11 protein-coding genes are annotated in these 11,335 nt (G+C 64.1%); 5 read left to right on the forward strand and 6 right to left on the reverse strand.

Annotated elements, in window-relative coordinates:
• Positions 1–73: 73 nt before the first annotated feature.
• Together aspS and KPL81_RS12025 are read right to left on the reverse strand one after the other, a co-directional pair.
• Positions 74–1,852, reverse strand: a complete 1,779-nt coding sequence (gene aspS, locus KPL81_RS12020; protein WP_219792393.1) for an aspartate--tRNA ligase — start codon at positions 1,850–1,852, stop codon at positions 74–76.
• A gap of 54 nt (positions 1,853–1,906) precedes the next feature.
• Positions 1,907–2,176 (reverse strand): FmdB family zinc ribbon protein, encoded by a 270-nt coding sequence (locus KPL81_RS12025; protein WP_209478268.1) that lies wholly within the window; start codon positions 2,174–2,176, stop codon positions 1,907–1,909.
• A gap of 155 nt (positions 2,177–2,331) precedes the next feature.
• On the opposite strand from KPL81_RS12025, the gene KPL81_RS12030 reads away from it, so the two are divergent.
• From KPL81_RS12030 to KPL81_RS12040, 3 genes are read left to right on the forward strand one after another with little or no spacing between them, the layout of a single operon-like run.
• Positions 2,332–3,279, forward strand: a complete 948-nt coding sequence (locus KPL81_RS12030) for a D-2-hydroxyacid dehydrogenase (RefSeq protein WP_209478266.1) — start codon at positions 2,332–2,334, stop codon at positions 3,277–3,279.
• A 3-nt stretch (positions 3,280–3,282) separates the two neighbouring features.
• Entirely contained in the window at positions 3,283–4,188 is a 906-nt protein-coding gene (locus tag KPL81_RS12035) for a ribokinase (protein WP_209478264.1), read from the forward strand.
• A gap of 18 nt (positions 4,189–4,206) precedes the next feature.
• A complete protein-coding gene (locus KPL81_RS12040) occupies positions 4,207–5,148 on the forward strand; it encodes a nucleoside hydrolase (RefSeq protein WP_209478262.1) in 942 nt (313 codons plus the stop codon).
• Between the two features lie 6 nt (positions 5,149–5,154).
• On the opposite strand, the gene yccX is transcribed toward KPL81_RS12040, so the two are convergent.
• On the reverse strand, positions 5,155–5,427 hold the full coding sequence (gene yccX, locus KPL81_RS12045; RefSeq protein ID WP_209478260.1) for an acylphosphatase: 273 nt from the start codon (positions 5,425–5,427) through the stop codon (positions 5,155–5,157).
• A gap of 248 nt (positions 5,428–5,675) precedes the next feature.
• On the opposite strand from yccX, the gene KPL81_RS12050 reads away from it, so the two are divergent.
• Entirely contained in the window at positions 5,676–6,710 is a 1,035-nt protein-coding gene (locus KPL81_RS12050) for a Glu/Leu/Phe/Val family dehydrogenase (RefSeq protein WP_219792395.1), read from the forward strand.
• Positions 6,711–6,742: 32 nt separating this feature from the next.
• On the opposite strand, the gene KPL81_RS12055 is transcribed toward KPL81_RS12050, so the two are convergent.
• Positions 6,743–7,648 (reverse strand): YihY/virulence factor BrkB family protein, encoded by a 906-nt coding sequence (locus tag KPL81_RS12055; protein ID WP_209478256.1) that lies wholly within the window; start codon positions 7,646–7,648, stop codon positions 6,743–6,745.
• A gap of 155 nt (positions 7,649–7,803) precedes the next feature.
• Here KPL81_RS12055 and KPL81_RS12060 point away from each other — a divergent pair, with 155 nt between their 5' ends.
• Positions 7,804–8,880: a bifunctional nicotinamide-nucleotide adenylyltransferase/Nudix hydroxylase gene (locus tag KPL81_RS12060; protein WP_219792397.1), complete on the forward strand. Its 1,077-nt coding sequence runs from the start codon at positions 7,804–7,806 to the stop codon at positions 8,878–8,880.
• On the opposite strand, the gene KPL81_RS12065 is transcribed toward KPL81_RS12060, so the two are convergent.
• Both KPL81_RS12065 and cls read right to left on the reverse strand, forming a co-directional pair.
• Complete coding sequence (locus KPL81_RS12065) at positions 8,877–9,794, reverse strand: LysR substrate-binding domain-containing protein (protein WP_219792399.1); 918 nt, start codon at positions 9,792–9,794, stop codon at positions 8,877–8,879. The two genes, KPL81_RS12060 and KPL81_RS12065, sit on opposite strands and share 4 nt — an antisense overlap.
• Before the next feature lie 118 nt (positions 9,795–9,912).
• Positions 9,913–11,331: a cardiolipin synthase gene (cls, locus tag KPL81_RS12070; protein ID WP_209478250.1), complete on the reverse strand. Its 1,419-nt coding sequence runs from the start codon at positions 11,329–11,331 to the stop codon at positions 9,913–9,915.
• Positions 11,332–11,335: the final 4 nt, after the last annotated feature.

The raw sequence follows: 11,335 nt of genomic DNA on the forward strand, positions 1-11,335 counted from the left end.
GGTGGCAGCATCGTAAAACCGGCGCCGTGTAGGCGCCGGTCCGGTACATGCTTGCCGTGGGAAAGCAGGCGCCTCACTCCTGCCCTTCCACCTTGGCCTTCTGGCGCAGGCGAATGCTGAGCTCGCGCAACTGTTCGACGCTGACCTCTCCAGGGGCATCGGTCATCAGACAGGCCGCACTCTGGGTCTTGGGGAAGGCGATCACTTCTCGGATGGTGCGTGAGCCCGCCATCAGCATGACCAGGCGGTCGAGACCGAAGGCCAGACCGCCATGGGGCGGTGCGCCATAGTGCAGAGCGTCGAGCAGGAAGCCGAACTTCTCGCGGGCCTCCTCCTCGCCGATACCGAGGATCTCGAACACGGTGCTTTGCATCTGCTGGTCATGGATACGGATCGAACCGCCACCCAGCTCGGTACCGTTGAGCACCATGTCGTAGGCCCGCGAGAGCGCCTTGGCTGGGTTGGCCTTGAGCTCCTCGGGGCTGCACGAGGGCGAGGTGAACGGATGGTGCAGCGGACTGAGGCGGCCACTGTCGTCGGTCTCGAACATGGGGAAATCGACCACCCACAGCGGTGCCCAGTCGCGAGTATAAAGATTGAGGTCCTCACCCAGCTTGACCCGCAGCGCCCCCAGCGCCTCGTTGACCACATTGGCCTTGTCGGCGCCGAAGAAGACGATGTCGCCATCCTCGGCACCGATGCGATCGAGCAATTCCTCGATCACGTTCTCCATGAACTTGACGATCGGCGATTGCAAACCCTCGAGACCCTTGGCGCGCTCGTTGACCTTGATCCAGGCCAGGCCCTTGGCGCCATAGATGCCGACGAATTTGGTGTAATCGTCGATCACCTTGCGCGACATGCCGGCGCCACCCGGCACCTTGAGCGCCGCGACGCGACCATCGGCGGCATTGGCCGGGCCGGAAAAAACCTGGAAGTCGACCTGCTTCATCAGGTCGTCGACGTCGACCAGCATCAGCGGGATACGCAGGTCGGGCTTGTCGGAGCCGTAGCGGTCCATGGCGTCGGCCCAGGTCATGCGCGGGAATTCGGGCAGTTCGACGTCGAGCACGTCCTGGAACAGCTCGCGAATCATGGCTTCGGTGACGCCCATGATGTCCGCTTCCTCGACGAAGGAGGCCTCGATGTCGATCTGGGTAAACTCCGGCTGACGGTCGGCGCGCAGGTCCTCGTCACGGAAGCACTTGGCGATCTGGTAGTAGCGATCGAAGCCCGCCACCATCAGCAGCTGCTTGAACAGCTGCGGCGACTGCGGCAGGGCGAAGAAGCTGCCCGGATGGGTGCGGCTCGGCACCAGGTAGTCGCGGGCACCTTCCGGGGTGGCACGTGTCAGGATCGGCGTCTCGATGTCGAGAAATCCCTGGCCCTCGAGGAAGGCGCGCACGTGGTGCGAGATACGCGAGCGCAGGCGCAGTTTCTCGATCATCTCGGGCCGGCGCAGGTCGATGTAGCGGTGCTTGAGACGCACCTCCTCGCCGACCTTGCCGTGCTCGTCGAGCTGGAACGGCGGCGTGGCCGCCGTGTTCAGCACTTCGACGTCCTTGGCCAGCACCTCGACCATCCCGGTTGGCATCTTGGGATTCTGGGTGCCTTCTGGGCGCAGCCGCACGCGACCGGAGATGCGCAGCACGAACTCGCTGCGCGCGCGGTCGGCAGTGGCGAAAGCCTCGGCGGTATCGGGGTCGACCACGACCTGGGCGATACCGTCGCGATCGCGCATGTCGAGGAAGATCACGCCCCCGTGGTCACGGCGGCGATGCACCCAGCCGCACAGGGTGACCGTCTGGTCCACCAGGGTCTCGTTGAGCTGGCCGCAATAATGGCTGCGCATGTCGTATCCTGTATTCGTTAAGCGTTGTCTATGGAATGGTAGATATCGGTACGGTCAGGCCGCGGCGCCGTCCTTCGCCGGCGCCTTGCTCCCCTTGCCTTCTCCGCCGCCGCCCGAGTCGCCGGCCAGGTTCTTCTTGCTGCCGGACTTGAAGTCGGTCTCGTACCAGCCGCCGCCGGCCAGACGGAAGCCCGCCGCGGAAACCAGGCGGCCGAGGGCCGGTGCTTCGCAGGCAGGACAGTCGGTCAGGGGCGCGGCGCTCAGCTTCTGGAGCTTCTCCAGACGATGGCCGCAGGCCTTGCACTGATATTCATAGATGGGCATGGTTCAATTCACTCCTGATTCGACAGCGCGCAACCAACGGCGATATAGGGTCGAGCAGCGCACTTTCCAAGCCTGCCGTGAAAGCCCGATAGTATAACGTGCCTGGCAAGGCCTGTCCCAGCCCTGCCGCGGCGAACCAACACAAGGAATCCAGCATGAAAGCCGTGATACTCGATGCCGCCAGCCTGGGCCCTGACGTCGACCTTGCGCCCATCCGGGAGCAGGTCGGCACGCTCGAGGTTCACCAGACCAGCACCACTGAGCAGAGCCGCGAACGTCTGGCCGGCGCGCAGGTGGCCATCGTCAACAAGGTCGTGCTCGATACTGGCACCCTCGAGGCGCTGCCTGAGCTCAAGCTGATCTGCGTGCTGGCCACCGGCACCAACAACATCGACATGCCAACCGCCGAGCGCCTGGGAATCGAGGTGCGCAACGTCACGGCCTACGGTACCGCCAGCGTGGCCCAGCACACGCTGATGCTGATTCTCGCCCTGGCCAATCGTCTGCCGCTCTACCAGCGTGACGTGGCGGCCGGACGCTGGAACGAGAGCCCGTTCTTCTGCCTGATGAACCACGGAACGCTGCAGCTCGAAGGCAAACACCTGGTCATCGTCGGCCAGGGCGAACTGGGCAGCCGCGTCGCGGCTCTGGCCGAAGCCTTCGGCATGCGCGTGACTTTTGCCGCCCGCCCCGGCAACGAAGCCGCCGACAGCCGTCCCGGTATCGCCGAACTCGCCCCCGAAGCCGACGTAATCAGCCTGCATTGTCCGCTCACCGAGGCCACCCGCCACCTGATCGGCGTCGGCCTGCTCGCCCATCTCAAGCCCGAGGCTCTGCTGGTGAACTGCGCCCGCGGCGGCATCATCGACGAGGAATCGGCACTTGCCGCACTGCGTGAAGGCCGGCTAGGAGGCCTCGGCGTCGACGTGCTGCCAACGGAACCGCCACGGGAGGGACACCCACTGCTCGACGCCCTGAGCGAACCATTGAACCTGATCGTGACACCGCACAGCGCCTGGATCACCCCGGAAGCACGCCAGCGCATCGTCGCACTCACCGGCGACAACCTGCACCGCTGGAAAGCCCAGCGGGATGGAGCCTGACTTATGTTGCATAACCTGGGCTCGATCAACCTCGACCACTTCTATCGGGTACCGCACCTGGTCCATCCCGGCGAAACGCTGGCCAGCCGCAGTTATCAGGTCGGTCTCGGCGGCAAGGGGGCCAATCAGTCACTGGCCATGGCGCAGGCCGGCGGCCGGGTGTGCCACTGGGGCCGCCTGGGTCGCCAGGACGGCTGGGCCCGCGACCGCCTGGCTCGCGCGGGCGTCGACGTCACTCACGTCGAGCTGGTGGACGAACCCAGCGGTCATGCCATCATCCAGGTCGACGACCACGGCGAGAACGCCATCATTCTCTGTCCCGGCGCCAACCACGGCTTCACCTCCCGGCATCGAAATGCCCTGTGCCAGGCGGCGCAACCCGGCGACTGGTTGCTGGTGCAAAACGAGTGCAACGCCCTACCCGAACTGCTCGACGGCGCACGCAGGCAAGGCTTGTCCATCGCCTTCAACCCTGCTCCCATGAGCGATACGGTGCTCGAGTTACCGCTCGATGCCTGTGAACTGCTGTTCGTCAACCGCGGCGAGGCTGCCTGGCTCGTCGGGCTGCCCGAGGCGAGCGATGCCCGCGTACTGCTGGAAGGCTTGCACGAACGACTGCCGAATACCGCAACGGTGCTGACCCTCGGCAGCGAAGGCGCCTGGTACCAGTCGGGCAGCGAGCGCCACTTCCAGCCCGCACTGGCGGTGGAGCCGGTGGATACCACCGGCGCCGGCGATACCTTCATCGGCTATTTCATGGCCGCGCTCCAGGAGCAGCGCAGCATTCCCGACTGCCTGGCATTCGCCGCTCATGCCGCGGCTCTCGGCGTACAGCGCCCCGGCGCCGCCGACAGCATTCCATCGCGCGACGACGTCGAGCGATATCTCACCGACTCAAAGAGCGCCTGACACCCACAAGGAGGCAACGTGTCGCATCCGATCATCTTCGATACCGACCCCGGCGTCGACGACGCCCAGGCCATCGCCATCGCCCTGCGCCATCCCGAGATCGATCTGCTCGGCCTGACCACCACCTACGGCAACGTCGACATCGAGACTGCCACGCACAACGCCCTGCTGCTGAGCGAACTGGCCGGGCGCGACATTCCCGTCGCCCAAGGAGCCGCCGGCCCCATGGTCAAGCCGCGTCATCCGGCACCGGCCCACATTCATGGCGCCAATGGGCTGGGCAACATCGAACTGCCCGACGTTAAGGGTGTCAAGGACCCACGCAGCGCCGCGCAGTTCATCGTCGACACTGTCAACGAGCGCCCCGGCGAAGTCATCCTGGTGGCCGTCGGCCCGGTAGGCAACCTGGCCGCTGCGCTGCAGCTCGACCCGACACTCACCGAAAAGGTCAAACGCGTGGTGATCATGGGAGGCTCGATCCGTGAGGGTGGCAACGTCACCCCGGTGGCCGAGGCCAACATGTTCAACGATCCCCATGCAGCCCAGCGCGTGCTCACCGCCGGCTGGCCGCTGACTTTGGTCGGGCTCGACGTGACCCATCGCTGTGTCCTCACCCAGGCGCACATGCAGCGGATCGAGGCGGGGCAAGGAGAGCTGGGCAAAGTACTGGCCGGAAGCTACGCCTTCTACCGTGACTTCTACCGCGAATTCCTCGGCATCGACGGCTGCTGCCCGCATGACAGTTGCGCGCTGGCCTGGCTGCTGCGCCCGGAGCTGTTCACCACCGCCCCGGGTCACCTTTCGGTCGTCACGGACGGCATTGCCGAAGGTCAGACGATCTTCGCCCCCGAGGGGCGCGGCTTCATCCAGGAGCGCTGGTCGCAGACGCCCTTGGTGGAGGTGTGCCTCGAGGTGGACGGCGAGGCCGTGGTGGAGTGGATCGCCGACACCTTGAGCTGAGACGAACTACAGACAGACGAAACAATCCGGGTCACGGCACTCGATCGATTCCAGTTCGACGTGCGTGACTCGGGCATTGGGCGGGCCCTGCCACAGCCACGACGCCACCTGGTTGACCGCTTCTCCATCACCGCATAGCAACACCTCGACCTGACCGTCGGGGAGGTTCTTGGCATAGCCGGTCAAGCCATGCTGAAGTGCCTGCTCCTGGACCGATCGGCGATACCACACGCCCTGGACCTTGCCAGCCACCTTACCTTTCACGCAGCGTTTGCTCATGCTTCCCTCCTCGCTCCGACAGTCCATACTCGCCCTTTCCAGTCTGACTGCATGCGTCAAGCCTGGATAGCGTACCGGAATCAACGCACAAGACCCGTACGCGGGATTCCAGTCGCCAGCGCAAATGCTCTAATCTTGATAATAGGGATGCGGCCTCGCCACAAGCAATGTCCGCCCCGGTGGAAGCGGTGCCACCCACTGCATTCCAGACCACAACAAGCAAGAATCCTCACGAGGGAGATAACGCCATGCGGGTCTTCGACCACCCCGAGTTCGACCATCACCAGCAGATCGTCTTCGGCTGCGATGAAGCCAGCGGCCTGCGGGCCATCATCGCCGTTCACGACACGCGCCGTGGCCCTGCCCTGGGCGGTCTGCGCATCTACCCCTATGCCGATGAAGCCGATGCCCTGACCGACGTACTGCGACTGTCCCGCGGCATGACCTACAAGTCCGCCCTGGCCGACTTGCCTCTCGGCGGCGGCAAGGCGGTAATCATCGCCGACCCCCGGCGTGACAAGACACCCGCCCTGCTGCGTGCGATGGGGCGGCTCGTCGAGTCGCTGGGCGGACGTTACATCACCGCCGAGGACTCCGGCAGCGGCGAAGAGGACATGCGTCTCATCCGCCAGGAGACCCGACACGTCAGCGGTCTGGGCCGAGGCGGCGATTCCGGCGACCCCTCGCCCTTCACCGCCCATGGTGTGTTCTGCGCACTGAAGAGCGCCGTACGCCATCGCTTCGGTCGCGATGAGCTGAAAGACCTGAGGGTGGCCATTCAAGGAGTCGGCCATGTCGGGGCGCACCTGGCCCGCGAGCTGCATGCGGCGGGGGCCAAGCTGGTGCTTGCCGATGTCGACCGTGACAGCCTGGGGATGCTGAGCGAAGAACTGGAAGCGCAGAACGTGGCGCCCGAAGCGATCTTCGACGCCGAGGTCGACGTCTTCGCCCCCTGCGCCATGGGCGCCGTACTCACCCGCGAAGTGGCCGACCGGCTCAGGGCCACGGTGGTCTGCGGCGCGGCCAACAATCAATTGGCCACGCCCGATGTTGCGGGACGCCTGCATGACCGCGGCATCCTCTATGCACCCGACTATGTGGCCAATGCCGGGGGAGTCATCGAGGTGGAAGCCCAACGTCACGACCGCTACGACCGCGAGGCCGTGATGCGCCATGTAGAGCGGATTTCCACCACCATCGACGAAATCTTCACGCGCGCTCGGGCAGAGGAAAGAACGCCGTCCGAGGTAGCCGACCGACTCGCGCGCGAGCGGCTGGGCTGAACTGTCGCTGGGCGGCCCCGCCGCCCAGCGACTCATTCCGTCACTAGCTCGCGCCTGACGACCACGGCGCTGTTGCGTGGTACGACCTCGCGGCCCTTCGCAACCAGATAGCTGCGCGTAAAGGCAGCACCGAACAGTAGAATCAGCGAGCTGTAGTAGACCCACAGCAGGACCATGACCAAGGAGCCGGCAGCCCCGTAGGTCGAGGCCGTGGCGGTATAGGCAAGGTAGGAGGCGATGGCGCTGCGTCCGATGGCGAACAGCAGCGCCGTGACCACGGCGCCCAGCAGCACGTCCCGCCAGCTCAGAACCACGTCGGGCAGCACCTTGAAGATGGTGGCAAACAGGGCGGCGATCACGGCCAGTGAGATCAGGAATTCAGCTCCTGCCGTTACCGGACCGACCAGCGGCATGGCGTCGCCGATGGCCTGGAGCATGGCGCGCACCATCACACCGACCAGCAGCGACACGAGCATGATGAAGCCGATGGCGAGCACCACCGTGAGCGACAGCAGGCGCTGCTTCAGAAACACCAGAACGCTGTTGCGGCTGGGTTTAGCCGTGACCCCCCAGATCATGTTCAGTGAATACTGCATCTGGGCGAACACTGTGGTGGCCCCCACTAGCAAGCCGCCAAACCCGAGCAAGGTCGGCATGAGGCCTGACTCCTCGATACGCGAGCGCGCCACCGCCTGTTCGATCGATCGTGCTGCCTCTTCACCGAGTGCACCTTCGAAGCGCGCGACGATCTCTCCCTGGGCGGCATCGGCACCAAAGACAATCCCGATCACCGCTACCGCGATGATGACCGTCGGAGCCAGCGAAAAGAGGGTATAGAATGCCAGCGAACCGGCATAGCTGAAGGCATTGCGCTCCAGCCAAAGGCTGACGGCCTGACGGATCGTATTCCACCAGAACCGGAACGAGAGACTACGCACGGCACCTCCTTGTCCAATCACTCCGCCTGTAGCATACCCAATCGAAATACTCCTGTCGGCAATGACTTGCGTTTGTCGGCATAGGCCCGCATTGCAGCCCCGAACCGACCACGCCCATAATAAGGCCCCCCGAGCCAGCCGCGAAGGATACGCCGATGTACGATACCGACCACGATTTCGACTGTCTCGTCTTCATCGGCCGTTTCCAGCCTCCCCACCTCGGGCACCTGGCAGTGATCAATGAGGCCCTGCGTCATGCGCGTCAGGTGATCGTACTGGTGGGCTCTGCCTGGCAGGCGCGCTCGCTGCGCAACCCGTGGCGCTTCGACGAGCGGCAGGCGCAGCTACGCAGCTGCTTCGACGAGGAGGAGAACGCACGGCTGGAAATCGTGCCGCTACTGGACGCTCTCTACAACAATGACGTTTGGGTACGTGACGTGCAGCGCAAGGTGCGCGATATCGCCGGCCATCACCATGCACGGCTGCCGCGGATCGGCCTGATCGGCGCCAGCCGCGGTCAGTCGAGCTATTACCTCTCGCTGTTCCCCCAGTGGGAGTCGGTCAGTGTGCCGCTGGTCGACGGCATTTCCGCCAGCCAGATCCGTGAGCGCCTGTTCCGTTCGTCTTCCTCCATGGAGGATTACCTCAGCACCGGGGCGACCCACGACCTGCCGCCCGGTGTCTGCGATGCGCTACGCAACTTTGCCGGCAGCGACGCCCACCTGCAGTTGGTGGAGGAGCAAAGGCTGCTCGATCAGTATCGACAGGCCTGGGCCAACGCTCCCTACCCGCCCATCTTCGTTACCGTCAATGCGGTGGTGGTGCAATCTGGCCACGTGCTGTTGGTTCGCCGCACCGCGGCTCCCGGCAAGGGATTGCTGGCCTTGCCCGGCGGTTTCGTCAACCCGCACGAGCGTCTGCTCGACGCCTGCCTGCGCGAACTGCGTGAGCGTGTCCGTCTCAAGGTGCCGGAACCGGTGCTGAAAGGCTCGCTTCGCGGTCAGCGCCTATTCGACGAACCTCACCGCAGCTGGCGTGGCCGCACCCTGGCCGAAGCCTTCTACTTCGCCCTGCGCCCGGATCAGCAACTGCCCCAGCTCAAGCCGGTCAAGGGTGGCGACCACGCCCGCTGGGTGCCGCTGGCCGAACTCGAACCCGACAGCCTGTTCGAGGACCACTTCTTCATCATCCAGAACTTTCTCGGCCTGCCGGCCGATTTCAGCGGGATTTAAGCTTGTAGGAAGTCACGCGGTAGCTTCATCATCTGCCGCCAGAGTTTTTCCACCCCGGGCTTGTGCACCAACGAACAGCGATAGAGCCGAATCTCCAGCGGCACATCCCATTTCTCGCCGCCGGCACGTACCAGCCGGCCGTTCTTGAGCTCCTCGCGCACGCAGAAGTCGGGAATCCAGGCTAGCCCCACTCCTTGCAGCACCATGCCCTTCAGACCCTCTGCCATGGCCGTCTCGTAGACGGTGCGCAGGCGCAGGCGCAGCGGGTCGTTCTTGAGCAGCATGCGCACGCTGCGGCCGAGAAAGGCACCCTGGGTGTAGGCCAGGTAGGGAATCGTATCCTTGCTCTCGAGGCTGAAGCGCGGCTTGCCCTGGTCATCGGCAAGGCTCACCGGAAGCATCTTGACCTGCCCGATCGAAAACGAAGGAAACACCTCGGCATCCAACTGCATGGTTGCGTAGGGATCGTGATAGGCCAGCATCAGGTCGCAGTTGCCCTCGCGCAACACGTGTATGGCCTCGCCCACGTTCATGGCCACCAGGCGAGTCGGCAGCTCGCCCAATCCCTCCTGGAGCCGCGAGATCCACTCGGGATAGAAACTCAACGCCAGGGAGTGCGCGGCCACGATGTCCAGCGCCTCGCGTGCCATCGAGACGCCGCGCAGGTGGCCCAGGCATTCATTGAGCTGTTCCACCAGGTTGCGCGCCGTGACCAGGAACAGCTGCCCTTCCGGAGTCAGGTTGATGGGCGTGGTCGAACGGTCGACGAGGGTTACGCCGACCGCCTGCTCGAGCGCACGAATGCGTCGACTGAAGGCCGGCTGGGTGACATGACGCTGCCGAGCGGAGGCAGAGAAGCTGCGGGTGTTGGCCAGGGCCACGAAATCTTCCAGCCACTTTGTCTCGAGGTTCACCGCGACTCCCGCTGACAGCCATCACAGTTTGAGGTAAGGCGCACCGCAGTGCGCGGCCATTTGCCAGGCAGCGCCTAATGTACCCCAGCCGCTATCCGAACCCAAGCGCAGTCATGCCTTACTGGACCGGCGCCATCAGGTAGGCAGCGCGCGAAACCAGCTTGCTCCATAGCGGCCGATTGTGCAGCTCCTCGTAATCGATACGGCGACACGCCGCGAAATCACGCTCGAGCATGCGATGTACCTCGTCGGCAAAGCCCTGGTCGGGAATGTAGGCGGTGATCTCGAAGTTGAGGCGAAAAGAACGATTGTCGAGATTAACCGTGCCTACGGCCGCCGCCACATCATCGATCAGAATCACCTTCTGGTGCATGAAGCCGGGCTGGTAGCGATAGACCTTGATCCCCGCTCGCACCATGTCGGGCAGAAAAGAGAAGGCTGACAGATAGATCAATAGGTGATCGGGATGTTCGGGCATCATGATGCGGACGTCCACCCCACGCATGGCGGCCAGGCGCAGGGCGTCCTGGACGCCCTGATCCGGGACGAAGTAGGGGCTGGTAACCCATAGACGCTCGTTGGCGCTATGAATGGCATGCTGCACCAGCAGGCTGGCGGTTTCCTGCCGGTCAGCCGGCCCAGATGGCACGATGACGATGTTCTGGCATTCGTCGCAGACGACCTGTGGTTCCCAGGCAAGATTGATTACCTCGCCCGTGGCCCAGTGCCAATCTTCCCAGAACGCCTCCTGAAGGCCCAATACGCTGGGGCCGCTCAACTTCAGGTGCGTGTCGCGCCAAGGCCCGTGTCGCGGATGCTGGCCCAGATATTCGACGCCGACATTGAATCCGCCGAGCCAGCCTTCGCCACCGTCCACGACGAGAATTTTACGATGGTTGCGGAAATTGAGCTGGAAGCGATGCTTGAAGCCACGTGACGAGCGGAACGGGCTGACCTCAACACCAGCCTCACCAAGCTCGCTCAGATAACCTTCGGCCAGCTTGCGACTACCGATCTCGTCATACAGAAAATAGACCCGCACGCCCCGTCGCACGGCACGCAGCAGGTGCTCCTTGAGCTGCTGCCCGAGGGCATCGTGACGCACGATGAAGAACTGCACCAGCACGTATTCGCAGGCGGCGTCGATACCGGCAAATATACTGTCAAAGGTGGCCTTGCCGTCAATCAACAGCTCTGCATGGTTACCGCTGGTCAGCGGCATCATGGCCAGTCGCTCCACCGCCCTCACGTCATGGTTGCGAGTATCGGCCTGGTAGGGTTCGAGGCGAACGCGGTAGTCGGCAAGTATCCGTCGCAGCACGGTATCCCGCTCGCCACGGGCCGAGACATAGCCGTAGAAGCGCGGCCGCCCGAAGACCCAGTACGCCGGGACCGCAAGATAAGGAATGGTGATAAGGGAGATGATCCAGGCCACGGCTCCCTGAGAGGTACGACTGGAGAGCAGTGCCAGTATCGCAGATAGAAAGCCGAGCAGATGCACCACGAAGATTGCCAGGCCGAACAGCCAGGATGCCATGATC

The organism is Billgrantia antri (assembly GCF_019430905.1).
GTDB classification, from domain to species: Bacteria; Pseudomonadota; Gammaproteobacteria; order Pseudomonadales; family Halomonadaceae; genus Halomonas; species Halomonas antri.